20 protein-coding genes are annotated in these 19,392 nt (G+C 40.4%); 11 read left to right on the plus strand and 9 right to left on the minus strand.

What is annotated here, in order from left to right:
• Positions 1 to 4 precede the first annotated feature (4 nt).
• The 7 genes from JWR23_RS10155 to JWR23_RS10185 all read left to right on the plus strand — a co-directional run bounded on the left by JWR23_RS10155 (position 5) and on the right by JWR23_RS10185 (position 7,613).
• Positions 5 to 1,438, plus strand: a complete 1,434-nt coding sequence (locus tag JWR23_RS10155) for a RagB/SusD family nutrient uptake outer membrane protein (RefSeq protein WP_299515795.1) — start codon at positions 5 to 7, stop codon at positions 1,436 to 1,438.
• A gap of 40 nt (positions 1,439 to 1,478) precedes the next feature.
• Positions 1,479 to 2,609 carry a TlpA disulfide reductase family protein gene (locus tag JWR23_RS10160; protein ID WP_299515796.1) on the plus strand — a complete coding sequence of 377 codons (1,131 nt, stop codon included), beginning with the start codon at positions 1,479 to 1,481 and terminating at the stop codon, positions 2,607 to 2,609.
• A 30-nt stretch (positions 2,610 to 2,639) separates the two neighbouring features.
• Positions 2,640 to 3,776, plus strand: coding sequence for a TlpA disulfide reductase family protein (locus JWR23_RS10165; protein ID WP_299515797.1), 1,137 nt, complete (start codon positions 2,640 to 2,642; stop codon positions 3,774 to 3,776).
• 272 nt (positions 3,777 to 4,048) lie between these two features.
• The gene (locus JWR23_RS10170) at positions 4,049 to 5,113 is read left to right on the plus strand and encodes a PLP-dependent cysteine synthase family protein (protein ID WP_299515798.1); all 1,065 of its coding nucleotides are present in this window, start codon (positions 4,049 to 4,051) and stop codon (positions 5,111 to 5,113) included.
• 26 nt (positions 5,114 to 5,139) lie between these two features.
• On the plus strand, positions 5,140 to 5,589 hold the full coding sequence (locus JWR23_RS10175; protein WP_299515799.1) for a protein-disulfide reductase DsbD domain-containing protein: 450 nt from the start codon (positions 5,140 to 5,142) through the stop codon (positions 5,587 to 5,589).
• A gap of 16 nt (positions 5,590 to 5,605) precedes the next feature.
• A complete protein-coding gene (locus tag JWR23_RS10180) occupies positions 5,606 to 5,935 on the plus strand; it encodes a hypothetical protein (protein WP_299515800.1) in 330 nt (109 codons plus the stop codon).
• Positions 5,936 to 5,948: 13 nt separating this feature from the next.
• Positions 5,949 to 7,613 (plus strand): protein-disulfide reductase DsbD, encoded by a 1,665-nt coding sequence (locus JWR23_RS10185; protein WP_299515801.1) that lies wholly within the window; start codon positions 5,949 to 5,951, stop codon positions 7,611 to 7,613.
• Between the two features lie 399 nt (positions 7,614 to 8,012).
• Here the strand turns inward: JWR23_RS10185 and JWR23_RS10190 are convergent, their stop codons facing one another.
• Both JWR23_RS10190 and JWR23_RS10195 read right to left on the minus strand, forming a co-directional pair.
• Complete coding sequence (locus JWR23_RS10190) at positions 8,013 to 8,513, minus strand: VOC family protein (RefSeq protein WP_299515802.1); 501 nt, start codon at positions 8,511 to 8,513, stop codon at positions 8,013 to 8,015.
• A gap of 313 nt (positions 8,514 to 8,826) precedes the next feature.
• Positions 8,827 to 10,380, minus strand: a complete 1,554-nt coding sequence (locus tag JWR23_RS10195) for a lipase maturation factor family protein (RefSeq protein ID WP_299515803.1) — start codon at positions 10,378 to 10,380, stop codon at positions 8,827 to 8,829.
• 284 nt (positions 10,381 to 10,664) lie between these two features.
• Here JWR23_RS10195 and JWR23_RS10200 point away from each other — a divergent pair, with 284 nt between their 5' ends.
• Positions 10,665 to 11,147 (plus strand): hypothetical protein, encoded by a 483-nt coding sequence (locus JWR23_RS10200; RefSeq protein WP_299515804.1) that lies wholly within the window; start codon positions 10,665 to 10,667, stop codon positions 11,145 to 11,147.
• A gap of 76 nt (positions 11,148 to 11,223) precedes the next feature.
• On the opposite strand, the gene JWR23_RS10205 is transcribed toward JWR23_RS10200, so the two are convergent.
• Both JWR23_RS10205 and JWR23_RS10210 read right to left on the minus strand, forming a co-directional pair.
• Entirely contained in the window at positions 11,224 to 12,069 is an 846-nt protein-coding gene (locus JWR23_RS10205) for a VOC family protein (protein ID WP_299515805.1), read from the minus strand.
• A 6-nt stretch (positions 12,070 to 12,075) separates the two neighbouring features.
• On the minus strand, positions 12,076 to 13,380 hold the full coding sequence (locus JWR23_RS10210; protein ID WP_299515806.1) for a DEAD/DEAH box helicase: 1,305 nt from the start codon (positions 13,378 to 13,380) through the stop codon (positions 12,076 to 12,078).
• Between the two features lie 715 nt (positions 13,381 to 14,095).
• On the opposite strand from JWR23_RS10210, the gene JWR23_RS10215 reads away from it, so the two are divergent.
• Entirely contained in the window at positions 14,096 to 14,275 is a 180-nt protein-coding gene (locus JWR23_RS10215) for a hypothetical protein (RefSeq protein ID WP_299515807.1), read from the plus strand.
• A gap of 35 nt (positions 14,276 to 14,310) precedes the next feature.
• On the opposite strand, the gene JWR23_RS10220 is transcribed toward JWR23_RS10215, so the two are convergent.
• The gene (locus JWR23_RS10220; protein ID WP_299515808.1) at positions 14,311 to 14,787 is read right to left on the minus strand and encodes a nuclear transport factor 2 family protein; all 477 of its coding nucleotides are present in this window, start codon (positions 14,785 to 14,787) and stop codon (positions 14,311 to 14,313) included.
• A gap of 84 nt (positions 14,788 to 14,871) precedes the next feature.
• Here JWR23_RS10220 and JWR23_RS10225 point away from each other — a divergent pair, with 84 nt between their 5' ends.
• A complete protein-coding gene (locus tag JWR23_RS10225) occupies positions 14,872 to 15,558 on the plus strand; it encodes a hypothetical protein (protein WP_299515809.1) in 687 nt (228 codons plus the stop codon).
• Here JWR23_RS10225 and JWR23_RS10230 read toward each other — a convergent pair whose 3' ends face one another.
• From JWR23_RS10230 to JWR23_RS10245, 4 genes are read right to left on the minus strand one after another with little or no spacing between them, the layout of a single operon-like run.
• Entirely contained in the window at positions 15,559 to 16,815 is a 1,257-nt protein-coding gene (locus tag JWR23_RS10230) for an aspartate kinase (protein WP_299515810.1), read from the minus strand. It abuts the gene before it with no gap.
• A complete protein-coding gene (locus tag JWR23_RS10235) occupies positions 16,816 to 17,613 on the minus strand; it encodes a DUF3298 and DUF4163 domain-containing protein (RefSeq protein ID WP_299515811.1) in 798 nt (265 codons plus the stop codon).
• Positions 17,614 to 17,616: 3 nt separating this feature from the next.
• Positions 17,617 to 18,111 (minus strand): GNAT family N-acetyltransferase, encoded by a 495-nt coding sequence (locus JWR23_RS10240; protein WP_299515812.1) that lies wholly within the window; start codon positions 18,109 to 18,111, stop codon positions 17,617 to 17,619.
• Positions 18,112 to 18,134: 23 nt separating this feature from the next.
• The gene (locus tag JWR23_RS10245; RefSeq protein ID WP_299515813.1) at positions 18,135 to 18,824 is read right to left on the minus strand and encodes a YggS family pyridoxal phosphate-dependent enzyme; all 690 of its coding nucleotides are present in this window, start codon (positions 18,822 to 18,824) and stop codon (positions 18,135 to 18,137) included.
• A gap of 40 nt (positions 18,825 to 18,864) precedes the next feature.
• Here JWR23_RS10245 and JWR23_RS10250 point away from each other — a divergent pair, with 40 nt between their 5' ends.
• Entirely contained in the window at positions 18,865 to 19,389 is a 525-nt protein-coding gene (locus JWR23_RS10250; RefSeq protein WP_299515814.1) for a DUF4296 domain-containing protein, read from the plus strand.
• Positions 19,390 to 19,392: the final 3 nt, after the last annotated feature.

Genomic DNA, 19,392 nt, shown 5'->3' on the forward strand with positions numbered 1-19,392 from the left:
CAACATGAAAAATTTTAGACTATATAAAACAAGTAGCGCCAATCATGGTGCCAACCATAAACCGGTTTTAGTTTATATATTATCGGTGATTGCCATCATCCTTACATTCGGCTCGCTGAATAGCTGTAAAAAGCTCATCGAGATCAAGCCTTCTACAACCCTGCAGCTTGGCTCGGAAGTGTATACAGATTCAGCCTCTGTTCAAGCTACACTTTCTGGAATGTATGGAAAACTAAGTGTGCTTAGTACCACGAATAGCTATCGCTACAGCATTAGTACGCTTTGCGGGTTTAGTGCTGATGAACTGAATTATGTAGGCAGTACTTATGATCAATTTATAAATAACGGCATTCAGGTAACTGACGGTAATGTTTCTGATATTTGGGGTAATTCTTATAGTACAATTTACCTGGCAAACAGTATTATAGAAGGTGTTAGCCAATCTTCCACGATTTCAGACCGCTTTAAAAATCAAGCTATCGCTGAAGCCAAATTTATACGATCATTCTGTTTTTTTTATTTAGCCAATATCTACGGTGATGTCCCCCTGGTTTTGACCACTAACGTTGCTACTAACGCTGTTATGGCCCGAATGCCTGTTGCCACTATTTATAATCAGCTAATTACAGATCTTAAAAGTGCGCAAAGTGTATTGCCAGCCGATTATTCCATATCCGGTACTGTAAGGACAAGGGCCAATAAATGGGTGGTTACCGCTTTGCTGGCCCGGATTGAATTATATACCAAAAACTGGGCGGAAGCAGAAACACAATCCGGCGCAATAATCGGTAACACGGCGCTGTTTAGTTTGCCAACTGATCTCACAAAGGTATTCACACCTACAAGTACGGAAGCCATTTTGCAATTCTACAATGATGCTAATGGTTATACGGCCTATGCCGGTGCCGTTCTGCCTAACGCGGTGTCTAAAGTGCCGACCTATGTGCTGACCACAGGACTGGTAAATGCATTTGAAGCCGGCGATAAGCGGAAGAGTACATGGACGGCAAGTCTCGTTTACAACGGCATAACCTATTATTACCCCTATAAATATAAGAGCATTACCAGCGGTGCCAACGCAGAATATTACACTGTTTTCCGGCTGGCCGAGATGTACCTAATCAGGGCTGAGGCACGAGCCGAACAGAATAATATCAGCGGAGCTCAAGCCGACTTGTCAGTGATCAGGAACAGGGCTGGTTTGCCTAACACCTTCGCTGCAGACCAAGCTTTGCTGTTACTGGCTACAGAGCAGGAACGTAGAATTGAGTTAAATAATGAATGGGGTCAACGCTGGCTTGACTTGAAACGAACCGATCGGGTAAACACAGTAATTGGTGCATTAAAGCCCACCTGGAAACCGACTGCTGCGCTATTTCCTGTTCCTAACACAGAGATCATTAGCAATGCTAACCTGGAACAAAATCCAGGGTATTAATCAAAATTCAACTATTGTTCATCCATTTAATATTAGAAATATGAAATATCGTAATCTACCCCAATTAAAAAAACTAACCCTTCTTTTTTCTTTGTTACTGGCCTTTATGGCCGCTCAGGGTCAGCAGAAATACACCGTTCGGGTGAAAATTGAAGGGTTGCAATCAGAAATGAAAGCTTATCTCCAATACCGTGCTACTAAAGAATTATTTGTAAAAGATTCGGCTATAGCAAAGAATGGAACTTTTCGGTTTAACGGAATAAGCGGCAGGCCGCTTAAGGCTACTTTATTGCTGTTGCCCATGGTTCCGGCAAAAAAAATCCAGGTTGATTCAAGGACGTTTTACTTAAGCAGCGGAGTGACCGCTATTTCAGGTAATAATTTAAGAACCGCTGCAATTAAAGGCGGAAAAGCCCAGGATGATTACATGGAATTTACAGAAAAATCAAATACTTTGGTAGATTCCGTCAATCAGTATACCTGGAAAGTCATTGCAACAAGTGCCGCGAAAAAACCGGCAATACAAACAAGATTGGATACGTCCAGAGCTCAACTGGAAAAAGCGGTACGAAGTTTTATTGCAGCTCATAACAATTCCTATGTTTCCCTTGATCTGGTGGGGGACAGAGCCTTTGCAATTACCGATCCGGATGGGTTTCAAAAAATGTATGACCTGTTAAGTCCGGATCTTAAAAACACTCCGGACGGAAAAAAATATGCCCAGTTACTTTACCTTACCAGAAGGTTGGCTATTGGCCAACAGGCCATTGAGTTTACACAAAATGATCCCAATGGCAAGCCGGTTTCTTTAGCGTCTTTAAAAGGCAAATACGTATTGATTGATTTTTGGGCAAGCTGGTGCGGACCTTGCCGGGTGGAATATCCTTATCTGAAAAAAGCCTACAGCAAGTTCAGTAATAAAGATTTTGAAATTATTAGTGTTTCATTAGATTCCAAGAGCCCGGACTGGATCAAAGCCATTAAAGATAACGGATTTGAATGGACCCAGGTTTGCGACTTTAAAGGCTTTAACAATGATGTTGCGGTAGCCTATGGTGTTTATGCTATACCCAGAAGCTTCCTTATTGATCCGACCGGAAAAATCATAGCCAAAGATCTTCGAAACGATAACCTGATTGAAAAACTTAACTCAGTAATAAAAACTCAGTAATTAGCTCTTTAATAAAAAAATCAATAGAAAATGAAAAGAATTCTTTTAATGATTCTTGTGGCTTTGCCAATTGTTGGCTTGGCCCAAAGCAGCACTTTTACATTAAAAGCCAGGATCGCAGGAATATCTGGTTCCGGGAGGGTGTATCTGACCTATCAAATACCTGGCAAAATGATGGTCGATTCTGCCCTTATCAATGACGGCTCATTTAAGTTTAATGGAACGGTACCTTATCCGCTTAAAGCACAGTTATGGATGGATCATCGTGGCGGTGGGATAACTAAATTAGGCCCAAATCCGGATATGTTAACCCTGTTTTTGGATAAAGAAGAAATTAGTATTAACGCAACGGATTCGATTAAAAATTCGATTATTACAGGCTCCCGGATTAATGCAGAGTATATAGAATACAAGGCTTTTATAGCGGTACCTGTAAAAGAAATGGCTTTAATTACTGCTGAAAAGGCGGCGGTTCCGGCAGATCAAACGAATGATCAGCAAATAATGGATGACCTTAAACTCAGGTATCAAAAGGCTGCTGAAAATAAAATAGCACTTCAATATCAGTACATTAAGCTAAATCCTAATTCCGAATTCAGTCTGGGTGCATTACACGAGGTTGCGGGGCCATATATTGATGTGGCTACTATAGAGCCTATATACAATGGCTTATCTGCTGATATTCGAAATTCCATGTCTGGACAGCAATTCGCAAAATCAATTGAAATAGCACGCAATACAGCCGTTGGTTCAATGGCGCCTGTTTTCATACAAAATGATGTGGATGATAAACCGGTAAACCTTATTGATTTTCGCGGAAAATATGTTTTGCTGGATTTTTGGGCCAGCTGGTGTGCTCCATGTCGGGCAGAAAACCCAAATGTTGTTAAAACCTATCAGCAATTTAAAGACAAAAATTTTACTGTATTGGGGGTTTCTCTAGACCGCCCGGGTAAGAAAGATTCCTGGATAGCAGCAATTAAAGCAGATGGCCTGACCTGGACACAGGTATCTGATCTGAAATTTTGGGATAACACAGTAGTTAAGCTATATGGAATTACCGGTATCCCGCAGAACTACCTGATCGATCCAGCCGGGAAAATAATTGGAAAGAATTTGAAGGGTGAGGAACTGGAAAGGAAGTTGACAGAAGTCTTATCTCAATAGAGGCTTCATCAAAATACAATAAAGTCAAAAAGCACCAGCTACGGTCACCAAAAAAGCTAAAGAAAAATAATCTCCTGCCAATATAATACTGAAGTATTCTTCAGTTTATTGGACATTGAAATAGAAATAAACGTAATTATACAAGTTAAAGTTTATCAAAACTGAAAATTAAACTACTAAATTTAAATATTACCATAAAATTTATGATTTTTTGAAAAACTATTGTTCTTTTTATCGTAAATATGGAGATTTATCCTATAATTCTAATGAACATGGTAGGTAACTTAGTGGGAGAAGGTCTGACAAAGAACCAGGTAGAAAAATTTCATAATTTATGGTACTTGGTCGGTAATACACCCATGCTTAAGGTGGAGTATAATTATAAAGGGAAGCCGGGTAATATTTACGTGAAGTGTGAGCATTATAATCTTACCGGCAGTGTAAAAGATAGAATGGCCTTGTACATTATGTACCAAGCCTATAAAACCAATACCATAAAGCCGGGCAATGTTGTTGTGGAAGCCACCTCTGGTAATACCGGGATCGCGTTTGCAGCCATAGCCAAGGCGCTGGGCCATGAAGTGATCATTATGATGCCCGATTGGTTGAGTAAGGAACGTATTGATATCATTAAGAGCCTGGGAGCCAAGATCCACTTAGTCAGTAAAGCTGAAGGGGGGTTTTTAGGCAGCATTCGTCTGGCCGAATATATGGCCCAAAGTTCGGACAAATATTTTTTGCCGAAACAATTCGAGAATCAATACAATGCGGAAGCTCACGAAATGACCACGGGCCCGGAAATATGGGCGCAATTAACCATCAATGGATTAAAGCCCGATGCATTTATAGCGGGGGTGGGTACGGGCGGAACGGTAATGGGTACCGGCAAATATTTAAAAATGATGAATCCGAACATTAAAGTCCATCCCTTGGAACCTGCCGAGTCGCCGACATTGACTACCGGTTATAAAGTGGGCAGCCATCGTATACAAGGTATTTCTGATGAATTTATACCGGCCATTGTAAAACTGGATGAATTGGATAGCGTGATACAAGCCAGCGATGGAGATGCTATTATCATGGCGCAAAAACTATCGTCAGAATTAGGATTGGCGGTAGGGATATCGTCAGGAGCCAATGTGATCGGCGCAATTAAACTGAAAGAACAATTAGGAAACGATGCGGTGGTGGTTACTCTTTTATGTGACAGCAACAAAAAATATTTGAGCACAGACCTGGTAAAAGAAGAGCCGGTTAAAAATGGCTATGTTTCGACCGAAGTGAAATTTACCGGTTATCGACCCATTTCACGATTAAAAGAACCCCTTATTAAATAATAGATAACCATTAACGCATTTTTATTATGAAAAAATTATTAACCGCACTACTGCTATTTATTGTTTTCGCCATACAAGGCAAAGCGCAGATATTAGCACCTGTCACCTGGAGCTATGCAGCCAAGAAGACCAGTACCACCGAGGCCGTGATATTTATAAAAGCGACTATTGACGATGGTTGGCATGTATACTCGCAATTTGTTAAAGAAGGCGGACCGGTAAAAACCACGATCACCTTTGCGCCCTCAAAAACTTATGCACTAATTGGCAGTACGATAGAACCCAAACCAATTAGCCGTATGGAAAAAGTATTCAATATGGAAGTCGGTTTTTTTGAACATAGCGTAATATTTCAGCAAAAAATAAAGCTAAGCGCAAAGCAAACTATTGTAAAAGGCAAACTGGAATACATGACCTGTAATGACGAAAAGTGCCTGCCGCCTGACGATATTGATTTCAGTATCCCGGTGAAATAATTTAAAAAAAAACATCATGCAGAAACAGCGAATTTGGGGACTCCCCTGGCTATGCCTTTGTCTTATAATTACTTGTTTGCTGTTTTCGTGTGCAGTAAAGCGCGAAAGCAAGGCAACCGACGCGAAACGCCATTGGGAAATAAAAGTATGGTTAAGAGCCGGTGATGCGGGTTGGAATATACCGATTAACGACAGTACGCTGGTGGCGCCATATAATGTGGAGAGATTAACTGCCATAATAGTGGTAATAAGCTATAGGGTAGATAATATGGCCCAGGTACTGGCCTTAGAAGAAAAGCTGTTGGAGACGGGGGCTGTTGAAAATATAACAATAACAAGCTATTAATGTAATTACCCTGATGAAGAAAACCCTCTTATTTACTTTATTAATTGTTGGATCGTTGCTAAGCTATGCGACCGCGTGGTCGCAGGATACGGTATCCACCGCGGGCGTTGAATTTACGCCGGTAACAAAACCGGCGATTGTAAAACCTGCAGCATCAAATAAAAACGAACAGATGGGAAAAAAAGTGGAAGATGTAACCAATAAAGCGGCTAAGCAAACCCTCTGTGCCATATTTTTGGCCGGTTTGGCTGGTGGTTTTGCGGCTTTGTTAATGCCCTGTATTTTCCCGATGCTGCCATTAACAGTGAGTTACTTTACCAAGTCTGGCGATAAGAAAGGTAGCGCGGCAGGCAAGGCTATGATCTACGGCACCAGTATCATTGCCATTTATGTGGTCATGGGCTTAGTCGTCACTTTCATTTTTGGTGCCAATGCTTTGAATAGTTTCTCCACCAACGGTGTTTTTAACTTTTGTTTTTTTCTGCTGATCGTTGCTTTTGCCGCATCTTTCCTGGGCGCGTTCGAGATCACCCTGCCATCAAGTTGGGTAAACAAAATGGATCAGAATGCTGATAAAGGCGGCTTAACTGGTTTGTTTTTTATGGCAGCAACCTTAGCGCTTGTATCATTTAGTTGCACCGGGCCGATTATTGGTACCTTATTGGTGCAGGCAGCTACAACAGGTGCCTTGTTAGGCCCGGCCATAGGCATGTTGGGTTTTGCCCTGGCATTGGCGATACCTTTTGTACTATTCGCCTTATTCCCAGGCTGGTTGAGATCGTTGCCTAAATCAGGTGGTTGGTTAAATAGTGTAAAGGTCACCCTTGGCTTTTTAGAATTGGCCCTTTCTTTGAAATTTTTGAGCAATGTAGATTTGGCTTACCACTGGCATTGGTTTGACCGGGAACTATTTCTGTCGTTGTGGATAGTCATATTCGCGCTGATGGGTTTTTATCTATTGGGTAAGCTCAAATTTGGTCATGATGGTGATCTGCCGGTTATTCCTGTTCCCCGGTTATTCCTGTCCATCATTATATTATCATTCACCATGTATATGGTACCTGGTTTATGGGGAGCGCCTTTAAAATCGATCAGCGCTTTTTTGCCGCCACAAACCACGCAGGATTTCGACCTGTACACGCCTACCTTAGGTGGTGGTCGTTCGGCAACGCCATATGATCAGGCGGCATTGAGTACAGGAAGTACGGCACTGGACGTTAAATACGCTTCGTTATTTCATGCGCCACTGGGTTTACATGCTTTTTTTGATTATGCGGAAGGCATGGATTTCGCCCGGAAAGTACATAAACCGGTTATGATCGATTTTACGGGGCACGCTTGTGTGAATTGCCGAAAGATGGAGTCGGCGGTTTGGCCGGATAAAAGAGTGTTTCCGTTAATCAACAATGATTATGTACTGATCCAGTTGTACGTAGATGATAAAACGGAACTACAAGACAACCAGCAGTATGTTTCAACATTCAGCAAACAAAAGATCACAACAATTGGTGAGCAGAACAGTGATTTACAGGCAAGCGTGTTCAATAGCAATTCGCAGCCGATGTACGTGTTACTGGATAATACCGGCAAACTAATGATCCCGGCTTCGGGCGCAGAATATGATGCAGGAAAGTATGGGCAATTTTTAAGGGATGGATTGGAAGCCTTTAAAAAATGATTTATGGATGGGACATCTGACCTGGTTTTGGCTGTGTTTCTTGTCTTTATTTTATTGCTCGTTTATATCATCATTAGGATGTTCATCAATTTGATGAAAGACCGGGATGTTTTGAAAGGGTTGTCAATTGGAAGAAAAAGATTGACCGCTTTGGGCGGTCGTTCAGATACTCTCTCGTTCTTTATATATTTTCATTAGTGATAATGAAAGATCAGTAAATAAAAAGCGTTGCTGATAGAGCAGGAACGCTTTTTTTTGTCTTTATAACTTGAGTTAGTTAATGAATAGGCGTTCTGTCCAGGTACTGGCAGACGCTTTTTTTACAAACAACAAAAATGGAAATATAAAAGGGCCGTTTTTTGTTGAGATGGTGCGGTGATGACACTGACCATACGCTGTTTATTTGGTGGTGACGGTGCCCGGTTTGGCATATTCCACATCATTGGGCTCCCATAATTCGATCTTATTGCCCTCCGGGTCCATCAGGTGTACAAAATTACCATAGCTTGTCTTTGCTACGCTGTCAGTCGGCAGAATACCAGCCGCTTTCATTTGCGCTAAAAGCTGATCCAACCCTTCCACGCGGTAATTGATCATGAATTGCTTTTCGGAGGGCTGAAAGTATTTGGTGGTTTCTTTAAACGGCGCCCATGCGGTAAAACCCTTTTTTGTGCTGTCCATACCCTGGTGCCATTCAAAATTCGAACCGTATTCCCCCATGCGGATGCCCAGGTTCTTGCTGTACCAGGCTTTCAGCGCCGCGGGGTCTTTTGCCTTAAAAAAAATACCACCGATGCCCGTCACGCGCGGACCGCTATTGACCGGGTTGGTTAAACGGCTGAAACCATAGCCTAACAGGAAGGCCGTGCAAAGCAGGCCCATTAGCGTAAACTTTTTCATGATATGCGTTTTACCTTAAAGATAGGAAATAGACAAGTTGACCTTGCAAACACTAAAGTACCGTTTTATATTTAAGGAAACAATTTGACTATACCCGAAATCAGGGCAGACTCATTAAAATTTCTTTGCCCTCTTTCCGCGAAGCGAAGAGAGGGCCGACCAGCGTAGCGTAGTCGGGGTGAGTCACGCCGCCGTGCATTGGCGGTAATGTCGCTTTATTAGTACTCACCCGATCATCGCTAAGTCGCTCGATCACCCTCTCTTCGCTTCGCGTAAAGAGGGTTGGGGGGTATCTTTTTTAATGCACCTGAACTTAACGGATCCATTTTTCATATTCAAGGAATTTAATCAGGCGCGGATTATCAGCTGAAATAGCCGGGATCCAATCACCAATTTGCTCACGGGTCCACCAAAGGCCCTGCGGATTGCCCGGCGATGCAAATTTATATCGATATAAAACTGCCCGGATATAGCGCGGCGGCTTGCCGGGAAAAGGATTGCCCGCGAACAAACTTACAGCACCGGGATCATTATGAAGGAGTTTCCATACCAGGTTGTAGGTCCATGGATATTGATCGGCAGATGACATGGCTGCAAACCACATTTGCCAGTCTAAACGCAACTGGTAAGGAGCTATTTGCGGTGGCCGCTGGTTAAGCAATACCGGTAACCCTTTATAAATATAGGGTTTCCAGTTGGCTTTGTCGTCAGGCTGCTCATCCATGGTTCCTTCAAATACAACATTTAAACGTTCCTGCCCCACACTTCCAAATGCTCCGTAAGTATTTACAATATCCAGCGGGTTGAATGAGGTGTTCATGATCTGTCCCGGAGATAAAATGTTTAATATAGGCTGGATGCTAAGCAGTGCAATAATAACAGTAACGGCCCAGCCGGTGGTAAGCATAGGTATGGATTCTTCGGCGCTGCCTGCAGCAGCTTTCGCCTTATGAACGAGCCGGTTTGGAAGAACCCCGGCCCAGAAACCATCATCAAAACAAGCCAGCGCCGGCACAACAGTAAGCCAGTTTAAAAGCGAGAGGTTGCCGCTGAGTATAAGGGCGACCTGAAACAGCACGATCACAGATCCCGCTATATGGCGTGCAAGTCGCGGCCAGAACACGAACCATGGCGCTGCGAGTTCGGCCAGCCAATTAAACCAGATGCCGGTTCTCAGCATTGCACGTGGCAGGAAATGGAACCACCGGCTTAACGGACCGGGAATAGGCTGTGTTTCGAAATGATAATAGAGGGCTGTGCCATTATGCCATATTTTATCCCCGCGAAACTTTATCAACCCGGAACCAAGCATAATACGGAACGTTAACCATCGAAATAAAATAATGATGGGCATAGGTGGTGCATGCCGTGGAAATGGACGCAGGTTGAGCAGAGGGCAGAGAAAGATTGCGAGAAAACCGGTTTCGTTCAATTGGATCTCCCAGCCGTATCCATACCACTCTTGTCCTACATGAACAAAAGACATATACAAGAACCAAAGAATAGCAAGTAGCAGCGCATTGGCGTAACCTGCCGCTACTACACATGAAAGTATAAATCCGATCCAGGCGGCCGTTAAAAGTGCCGTATCAGCGTGCCAAAGCCAAAATATAGACGGCAGACGGATAAAACCAGCCCCGGCCGACCCCAACGCAATGCTAACCTGTTTTAAGTATATTCCTACCGGAAGTAAGCCATCAGACCCTATTAAAGGGACGATCTGGTTAATGGCCACCAGGAAAGCTACAGCATAGATCACACCCAACAGGCGAAGAATTACAAAGCGGGTAAGCCAGTAGGTTGGAGGGGTTTCCTGTATCTGGGAAACTATTTCGGCCTCACTATCTATTTTGTTGTCTGCCTTCATTTGCAGTTTATTGCTTTAGGCGTAATTTATTAATAGTACATTAATAATAGCGGTATGGTTTGTAAAAATTGATGTAAAAAAAACACCAATCCATTTTTGTGGATATAAACGTCGCTCCAAGGATGTATTGCCCGAAACCATACTCTAAACTATATAAAAAACACTAATATGAAATTACTTTAAGTTCAAAGTAAATAATTGTCATAATTTTTTGATTGTTAATGATTTAAATTATTTACTTTTAATGTAACTAACAGATTACAAACAATTTAAATCTCAAAACTATGAAAAAGCTTTTTGTAATGTTTTTACTGGCCGTGCCATTTGTGGCAATGAGTCAGATGCACAGCGGTTATACTGCTAGTTATTCATCAAAGTTCACCATTGCCAGTTCAACGTATTCGGATAAAATTTTGATGCTTTGGAAAGACTATGAAAATAACACTTTGGATAAACACGTAGATTTTATATCGGACACGGTGACGATGATGCATGCAGGCGGAGCTATGGTAAAAGGTAAGGCAGAGAATCTTAAAAATGTAAAGGAATTTAGAGGCTCTATACAGAATTATAAGGTAAGTTTAGATGCCTGGATAAGTTTAAAAAGTACAGACAAGAATGAAAATGTAGTTTGTGTTTGGGGAACCGAAGAATTTACTGATAAAGATGGGAAACATGTTAAACAACGTACACATGAAGTATGGAAATTTAATAAAGATGGAAAAGTGGATTTAATGTTACAATACACTGGTGTAGAGGGTATGTAACAGTGTATAATATTTGAAAGGCTGCCTTCAGGGTGGTCTTTTTTTTATGAATGCGCCCCGGTAATTGAGTAATAAGCTATTGTTTTTTTACCTCAATCAATTCCAGCATATTTCCCCACGGGCAGCGTATTTTTATGACGAGGGTCTTATTAGCATCTTTTTCGGTATTGCTTATCTGCTTAGCACCCCCGCTTATCATCTTTTTGGCGAGCGTTGTGGCATCCTTAACTTCAAATGCGATATAGCTTACGCCAAAACCCAATTTGGTATAATCCCTTTCAGGGCCTGTGCTTAAAAACTCCATAGCCATATTGCGGCCCGGGTCGCCAACGTAGGGGATACGGTAGGTGCTAACCGCACGGGTTGAGTCGGCCGGGTCCTTTGACCAGGGGATGGTTAGCCCCATAAATTCTACATACCATAATGCCGCGTCTTTTTGCTGGGTCATGTTTAGCGCCAAATGCTCAAAGCGTAATGTGCCGGATTTGTGGGTATAATAAGGATGTACACGATAGATCAATTGTATCATTATTCCGTGTGGGTCGCGCATGTCAACAACGGCATCGCCTATCAGGTTATGGCGGGGAGGTGTATTGTATTTGCCACCGGCCTTTAATATTTTTTGTTCCCAATAACTTAAGTTATCGCTCTCTAAAGCAATATGGCAGGCATCAAATGAAACATCCGAATAATTGTTTTTTTGCAATGGATCTGAAAAGAATTTGATGCGGAAGTTATTTCCTGCATCGCTAACATAAACCTCGTTAGCTTCTTTAATAATATTAAAATTCAAGGTGTTATGCCACCATTGGGCGGCTTCCATTTTATCGGGTACATTTAGGGCCAGATATTTAAACTTTATATCTTGCGCTATTGCAGAGGTGGTTGTTAGAATGAATAAAATGAACAGGTATTTTTTCATTATCAATTATCCGTGCTTTTTCTTCTTATTCATTTTAGCCTTTTGCCCTGAACTAAAATTATAATTTTTACTATTGGCCGCCTTTTTCTCATGAAATGCTGCACCAATTTCAGGTGCTATTTTTACTGACTGTTTAGTCGGTTCTATTTTGGGTTTTGTTTCGTTTACAATTACCAATTCATCGGGTAGCGCAGCCAATTGCATTTTTTTACCGGTGGCCTGTTCTATCTTTTTTACCTGACTAAGTTCAAGATCGGTAGCAAAGGTTAGGGCCAGTGTTTCATTATCGCTGTCAGGATTTTGATTGATAATACGTTCAATATAAATTTCCTTTCCCGGCGGAAGATCAAAATGTATCAGGAAAGGTACACCGGTTAAATCAATAGTTTCTTCCTCATTTTCATTAACCACAATTAATACCCTTGCGCCCTTATCAGCCTTAAATTCATTCACACTTTTAAACCCAATCACATCAAAAAACGGTGGATTTAAATAAGCTACCGCATTATGCATACGGTAGTTAAGACTTTGATATATCTTTTCGGCAGTTGCGTTATTATTTACAAATACAATGCTTTTAGTAAACACTTCCTCATCATAAAAAAATAAATTTAATAGGTTAAGTTTAGTAAGGAAATTAGGAACATTATATAATAATTGCTGATGCGTTAACATGGGAGCTTCTTCCTGTGGTTCTACCTCAATCACAGCATGCAGTTTCATAAAAGGGGCGATCATTTTTTCGAGGCGACTGTGCATAACATCAGTAAATACAAGATGCTGGCATTTTGGAATGCTGTTTGCCAGTTCGGCTATAGGTAACTGCATGCCTTTTTTAATCATCTGGTCGGCATCATCAACAATAAACAGCTCTATTTTATTTAAATTAAGTGCCAGTTTTAAATAAATGGCCCTTGCCCTGTCGGGAGTTGCTACAACAATATCGGCACCATCAGCCAATGCATCCATTTGTGCCTCTGTGCCCGCAGTAACATATAAGCCGACAATTGAAATAGATTTATTTTTATTTAATAACTCAAATTGCTCAATAACAGCTAATACTTGCTCTTTATCAGGTACCAGTATCAACACTTTGGGCACACCTTCCGGCGCGTAGTTGAAACGGTTTAAGGCACCTAAAATATAGGTGGTAGTTTTGCCAAAACCTTCGGGAGCTATGGTAATAATATCCTGCCCGCCCATAATCCTTGTCAGTGTTTTTTGTTGTACTTCTTTAGGAGCCGTATAACCCACCTCATTTACCGATCTAACCAGTTGTTTATTCAGCTTTAATTTATCAAACCCTGCCATTGTGTTGTATCAAATATTAAAGTGCGAAATTACCTTTATAATTTCGCAATCAGGAATTTTAGAAAACGGAATCTGGCAGGTTTTAAAATAGGATGCCAAATTCATACCAATTGCTGGAGAAATACTTTCCTATTCAATATCTCTAAAAGTGTACACCGATTTTTTCCTTAATCTCAAAAAAGCTTTTTATGCCTTAATGAAACCATCAGTTGTAGAATAAACTATTTTAGAAATCTGATAGCTTTTATTTTTTTTTCTCACCATATAATTCTAATTATCTGTTAGTCAATCCTTCCATTTTGTGTGTCACTTAAAATCACTTTTTTATAAAGGAAAATTAATTTTAAAGAAACAATTTGATATTTCAAACGTATAAATGGGGTACTTATTAAAATTATATTATGGAGTATTTCTTTTAAATTAACTATAATGAAACACGGGCACATTGAAATTATAAAAGAAAGAAGAAAATGTCACAAGTGTGGCAAAGGAGAATTAGATACCCGTATCCGGAGAGGTATTTTAGTTAAACAGTTTTTATTTTGGTTGCCAATAAAGCATTATAGATGCAACACTTGTTGGGGAAAAACCTATATTTTAGGTTCGGTATGGAGAATCGCAGAATCGCATGAGAATTCATTAATTACAACATAAAGGGCATATCCGGATATCGGTACAGTTGTTGCATATGTTTTGTGTATTTAAACACAATATTATGAAAACGCAAAATTTAAAAAATAATGCTGGTGGACAAGGTTCCACAACTGCCGACCGCGCTTTTACCGATCAAAACGAAAAGCTTAAGGAAAGGGGCATTAGTAACTCAGGCGGGCAACGCTCAGATCAAACTTCAAGCAAAGACAGCGCTCATAAGCCCGAAAAGAAAAAGAGCTAAAATACAAAGCCTCCTGTTTGCAGGAGGCTTTGTATTTAGTGATTATAGCTTATTACACGGGTCATTTTCCACTCACCATTTTTATGCTGCCAAACTTCGGTGAATTTTAGCAGGGCAACCTCCTCTTTGCCATTTTCTATATGAGTGAATTTATGCACGCCAACTTCTATGGCGCCAAAATCTTTTAACAGGTAAACTTCAAGACTGCTTTTTACCAGTTCGCGCTTTAAGCCGCTTATTTTGGCTTGCTTAAACATTGCACCAAAAGCCTTCATGGTATCGTCGTAATTGGTTATGGTGCCGTTATCATTATAAAACTCAATATCTTTCGAAAAGAACTGTTTTAATGTTTCCAGGTCCTGTGTATTAAATGCGACAAAGCATAGGCTGTCCTGGTGTAGAATGGTGTTATATAGCTCCTGGTTAAAATGCCGTTGTTCAACTTGTGCATTAGCAGTAACGCAGGTAAGTAATAATAGGGCAGTAGTAATGATGTGTATGGCGCGTTTCATATATAGTTTCTTGCATGAGTTTGACGCGCTATTTAAAATATAGGTTACAACTAATTCTTTATATTCTATACTTTTGCTGCTGATATGAAAAAGTTCCTCATCCTTTGCATGGTTGTGCTTACGGCCTGCCACTCTAAACCAAAAACGCCATTCACCATATTAAAGTCCGTAAAAACCAAAGATGGTGCAAAACTGGATGTACAGGTAAATGCCCGTATCAGCAAAGAGCAAATGGTTGATATTGCCGCTTATATAAAGAGCGACAGCTCACAATACAATAATTTACAGATAGATTATATACTGCCCGGCAATAGTTATAAAAATGCAGGTGGTGTTACTGTATATGCTACAGCGGCTTATCATGATAAAGGCATAGTTGCACCGGCAGACACGGTGAAGGATAATGACAACAACTTATTGAGTTTTGAGTTTGTTGGCTTTACGCCAGAGAAAGCAAAGCAATTGCTTGCTTTTAACCCTGCGGATATGGTTGGCAAACACGTATCAGGCAAATTTATTGATGATAATACCAAAACCATCAGTATTATTTATGAGGATAAGAAAGAAGTGAATCAGTTATATATTTTAGAGCTGGATACTTTAGGCAAAGTGGTATCAGCCATCGCGCCAATGGAAGTAACCTCCAGGGGTATCAAAAAAATGGTTGTTACCCAGCAGGGAGATTATATGGTTTTAAAGGATAGTATACTCACCATGTATAGCAGTACTGATTATGATAAACCTTTCAGAAGCATAAAGCAGGGCCTTTAATTATTTAACTACTACCTGTATAGTGTTCCTGCTAATTTGCTCTAATAAAATGGTTTTGCCTGTGGTTAAGGTTTTTAGGGTATTATCTGCATAATGCCTTATAGTAATTAGCGTTAAGCCGCTGTTATACTTTGCTTTATAATCAGTGCTGATATCGGCTAACAGTTTATCAAAGCTCTCTGTTTTATGATCAAAACAAACGCTAAAGCTTAATGCTGATGTTTGCATCATATTAATTTTAACACGGCCTTTAGCAAACCTGCCGAATATATCGCTTAAATGATCTTCGGATATAAAGGAATAATCTTTTGGGGATAACGAAAGCAATATCTGGTTCTGTTTAATAATGATAACCGGTTTTTCAAACACATGTGCCGCGCTTTCTTTTATTATTGTTCCGGCTTCTTCCGGGTGATTAAATGGCTTTACAAATAATGGTATTTTAGCATTCTGTAACGGCTTAATGGTCTTTGGGTGAATAACCGTAGCGCCGTAATACGTCATCTCGATAGCTTCGGTATAACTTAGCTCATCAAATTTAATGGTATCTTCAAATAGCTTAGGGTCGGCATTTAAAATACCAGGCACATCCTTCCAGGTAGTAACAGATACTGCACCCAAGCAGGCCGCGAATATGGACGCGGTATAATCAGAGCCCTCACGACCTAATGTGGTAGTGAAATTTTCGGACGTGCCACCTAAAAAGCCCTGCGCAACTATAATGCCCTTCTCTAATAGCGCAGGGATGCCTTGTTGAATGCTTTCGCAGGTTTTATCCCATTGTACCACACCCTCACGATAAGTATTATCGGTATGGATATAGCCGCGTACATCCAACCACTTACTTTTCAAACCTGCTTTATTTAAATAAGCTGTTACAATCCGGGTTGATACCAGTTCGCCAACGGATACGATCTGGTCATAAATAAAATCATAATCGTCATGGGGCTCGTCTTCTATCATCCAGTCAATCTCTACAAACGTATTGGCCACTTCATTAAATACCTGGTCGTTTGCATCAAACAGTTCGGCCAATATATCATAATGATATTTTTTTATTCCCTCATAAATATCATGCATATCATCGGTTTGGCCGGCATAAGCTTTGGCCAGTTTCTCCAGCGCGTTGGTGGTTTTACCCATTGCTGATACTACGACAAGTAATTGTTCGCTTTTGTATTTGCTTACAACATTACCCAGGTTAATGATACCTTCTGCATCCTTAACCGATGCACCTCCAAATTTAAAAACAAGCATTTATTTGATATATTGTCTTACAACCGTATTTGGCCGTAACAGTGATTTAATTTTTGCGTAGGGGATAAGCAGTTCTGTTTGCCCGGCTGCATAGGGTTTTATTTCGTATTGATTGTAGATAAACCTTAAACCCAGCGGCGTAACAGAGAAGTTTTGATTTAAGGCAAATTTATCATCTTTAAAAAAGTAGTCGTTAGCTAATGAAGCAGTGGGGCCTAATTTTTCCTGTTTCCTGAAAATTTCTTCAGCAATTGTATTTAGCTTTAAATTGTACCCATCGATCAAGATGTCGTCAAGCGAAATGTTTTTATTGGCTTTGGTGTTCCAATTGATAAATACAATTTCTGAGCCACCATGTGCGCCGCCTTCAAAAGAATAGCCGCTAATCACTAATGTAGTAAGGCTCGAATCCTGGCGAACTATGCTTGCATTCATATCAAGCGTATAAAATAGCTTACGGTCATCCAGGCTTTTGTTTTTATCGTAAGCCTTAATAAAATTTGATGTTAGCTGGTTCAGGCTGGTATCCTTATCATTTAATGCAAATAAGTTTAATAGCTTATGCTTTAATGTATCATTTAACAATCCGTCCTTAAAAAAAAACGGATATTTAATTTTAACAACTGTGCAACCGTTATCCGGCTTAGTACCGCAATCTGCTGCTTTTTGTTTAATTATATGATACGAGTAAGTTAAAGTATCCGTTGTTATAGCAGGTTTAGGCTTCTTAGTATCTCCCCACATACATGAGCTTAACCCCAGTATCATTCCTAAAAATAACAAATACACTATTTTCATAACCTAATAATTTAATAACTGTTCTTTAGATAATGACGCGTTAAGCCATCCGGCCTCAACAGCCGCATTGTATTTAGCATAAAAATTAAGCGCCGGTTCATTCCAGTCCAACACCTGCCATACCATACCGCTAAATCCTTTCTCTTTAGCTTCAACAATTAACTGGTCAAAAAGTAGTTTACCAATTCCCCGGCCGCGCATGGGCTCTGTAACTATAAAATCTTCCAGGTACATGCGGCATCCTTTCCAGGTAGAAAAGCGGGTATAGTATAGCGCAAAGCCAACTACTAATCCGCCAACTTCAGCTACATACGCTTTCCAAACCGGCTTTTCGCCAAAGCCCGCAGCTTCAAATTCCTCTATGGCTACAGTCACTTCCTGCGGGGCCTTTTCATATAGCGCCAGTTCGTTCACCAGCTCCAGCAGGCGTACACAATCTTCTTTTACAGCTACTCTTAGGTGAATGGTTGGGTTGTTAGCCATTGTGTCATTAGTCATTAGGTCATTGTTTAAATTCGATGTTAATTATTTTTCCAATGTTTAATAACCCGCCCCCCAAAAATAGTGCTGCCTACACGTATCATATTGCTGCCTTGTTCAATGGCCAGTTCATAATCAGCCGACATACCCATCGAAACTACATTAAAGCTTTCTTCTTTCCTGAAAAAGCTTTGTTTAATGCCATCAAAAAAGGTTTTCAGTTCATGGAACTCGTCCTTTAGCTGCTTCTCTTTATCAGTATTGGTTGCAATGCCCATTAAACCACGTATGCGAATGTTTTTAAACGTAGCAAACTCTTCAGACCGTAACAACTCAATAGCCTCATCGAAACCCAGGCCAAACTTGGTTTCTTCGTCGGCAATATATATTTGCAGCAGGCAATCTATAACGCGTTTATTTTTTTCGGCCTGTTTATTTATTTCCTGTAAGAGTTTTAAACTATCAACAGATTGTATCATGCTGATGAACGGGGCAATATATTTTACCTTGTTTGTTTGCAGGTGGCCAATCTGGTGCCATTGTATATCCTTAGGTAATTGTTCGTGCTTTTCAACCATCTCCTGTACCGTATTTTCGCCAAATAAACGCTGACCGGCATCATAGGCTTCCTGTATATCGGCAACCGGTTTGGTTTTTGATACCGCTATTAAAGTTACCTTTTTAGGTATAGTTTCGTTTTTTAAGCTTTTGATGTTATCTGCAATGCTCATTTATCCGTAATTTTGCTTAATTAAACCGCTAAATTACAGAATGCGTAAACATATTATCTTGTTTTTTTCAGCTTTGCTTTTTTTGTTTGCCTGTAATAGGGGAAATAGTCCAGATGGTATACTGAAACCGGATGTAATGGTACACCTGCTAACCGATGTTCATATTGTAGATGGCAGCCTGGCGCTGCAAACTGCCGGCGATAGTTTATACAAATATGGTACAGGCAAATATAATTACTTGTTTAAACAGTATCATACCGATTCTGCCCAGTTTAAAAGAAGCGTAAAATATTATACTACCCAGCCTGAAATTTTAATAAAAATGTATGCTGATGTTGCTGCGCTTTTGCAAATTAAAAACGACTCGTTAAACAAAGTGGTTGCAAAAGAAAACTCGGCAAAAGCAAAGGAAGTTATTGAAAAAGCAAAGAAAAACGCAAAATTGAAGGCTGATTCGCTTAAACGTGATTCAATTATCCATCCCAAACACCCAAAAAAAATAAAAAAGGATACCGTCAAATTAAAACATAAACCAACAGGGGTACTTAAAAAGTACCCAAACTAATAT

The organism is Mucilaginibacter sp. (assembly GCF_028288205.1).
In the GTDB taxonomy this organism is placed as follows: domain Bacteria; phylum Bacteroidota; class Bacteroidia; order Sphingobacteriales; family Sphingobacteriaceae; genus Mucilaginibacter.

What these genes read in the sequence shown, in the direction of transcription:
- JWR23_RS10170 (WP_299515798.1), top strand. Translation starts at nt 4,049, where the DNA reads ATGGTAGGTAACTTAGTGGGAGAAGGTCTGACAAAGAACCAGGTAGAA.
- JWR23_RS10215 (WP_299515807.1), top strand. Translation starts at nt 14,096, where the DNA reads ATGAAAACGCAAAATTTAAAAAATAATGCTGGTGGACAAGGTTCCACA.
- JWR23_RS10250 (WP_299515814.1), top strand. Translation starts at nt 18,865, where the DNA reads ATGCGTAAACATATTATCTTGTTTTTTTCAGCTTTGCTTTTTTTGTTT.
- JWR23_RS10210 (WP_299515806.1), bottom strand. Translation starts at nt 13,380, where the DNA reads ATGGCAGGGTTTGATAAATTAAAGCTGAATAAACAACTGGTTAGATCG.
- JWR23_RS10185 (WP_299515801.1), top strand. Translation starts at nt 5,949, where the DNA reads ATGAAGAAAACCCTCTTATTTACTTTATTAATTGTTGGATCGTTGCTA.
- JWR23_RS10175 (WP_299515799.1), top strand. Translation starts at nt 5,140, where the DNA reads ATGAAAAAATTATTAACCGCACTACTGCTATTTATTGTTTTCGCCATA.
- JWR23_RS10205 (WP_299515805.1), bottom strand. Translation starts at nt 12,069, where the DNA reads ATGAAAAAATACCTGTTCATTTTATTCATTCTAACAACCACCTCTGCA.
- JWR23_RS10225 (WP_299515809.1), top strand. Translation starts at nt 14,872, where the DNA reads ATGAAAAAGTTCCTCATCCTTTGCATGGTTGTGCTTACGGCCTGCCAC.
- JWR23_RS10235 (WP_299515811.1), bottom strand. Translation starts at nt 17,613, where the DNA reads ATGAAAATAGTGTATTTGTTATTTTTAGGAATGATACTGGGGTTAAGC.
- JWR23_RS10240 (WP_299515812.1), bottom strand. Translation starts at nt 18,111, where the DNA reads ATGACTAATGACACAATGGCTAACAACCCAACCATTCACCTAAGAGTA.
- JWR23_RS10155 (WP_299515795.1), top strand. Translation starts at nt 5, where the DNA reads ATGAAAAATTTTAGACTATATAAAACAAGTAGCGCCAATCATGGTGCC.
- JWR23_RS10245 (WP_299515813.1), bottom strand. Translation starts at nt 18,824, where the DNA reads ATGAGCATTGCAGATAACATCAAAAGCTTAAAAAACGAAACTATACCT.
- JWR23_RS10180 (WP_299515800.1), top strand. Translation starts at nt 5,606, where the DNA reads ATGCAGAAACAGCGAATTTGGGGACTCCCCTGGCTATGCCTTTGTCTT.
- JWR23_RS10220 (WP_299515808.1), bottom strand. Translation starts at nt 14,787, where the DNA reads ATGAAACGCGCCATACACATCATTACTACTGCCCTATTATTACTTACC.
- JWR23_RS10195 (WP_299515803.1), bottom strand. Translation starts at nt 10,380, where the DNA reads ATGAAGGCAGACAACAAAATAGATAGTGAGGCCGAAATAGTTTCCCAG.
- JWR23_RS10160 (WP_299515796.1), top strand. Translation starts at nt 1,479, where the DNA reads ATGAAATATCGTAATCTACCCCAATTAAAAAAACTAACCCTTCTTTTT.
- JWR23_RS10190 (WP_299515802.1), bottom strand. Translation starts at nt 8,513, where the DNA reads ATGAAAAAGTTTACGCTAATGGGCCTGCTTTGCACGGCCTTCCTGTTA.
- JWR23_RS10230 (WP_299515810.1), bottom strand. Translation starts at nt 16,815, where the DNA reads ATGCTTGTTTTTAAATTTGGAGGTGCATCGGTTAAGGATGCAGAAGGT.
- JWR23_RS10165 (WP_299515797.1), top strand. Translation starts at nt 2,640, where the DNA reads ATGAAAAGAATTCTTTTAATGATTCTTGTGGCTTTGCCAATTGTTGGC.
- JWR23_RS10200 (WP_299515804.1), top strand. Translation starts at nt 10,665, where the DNA reads ATGAAAAAGCTTTTTGTAATGTTTTTACTGGCCGTGCCATTTGTGGCA.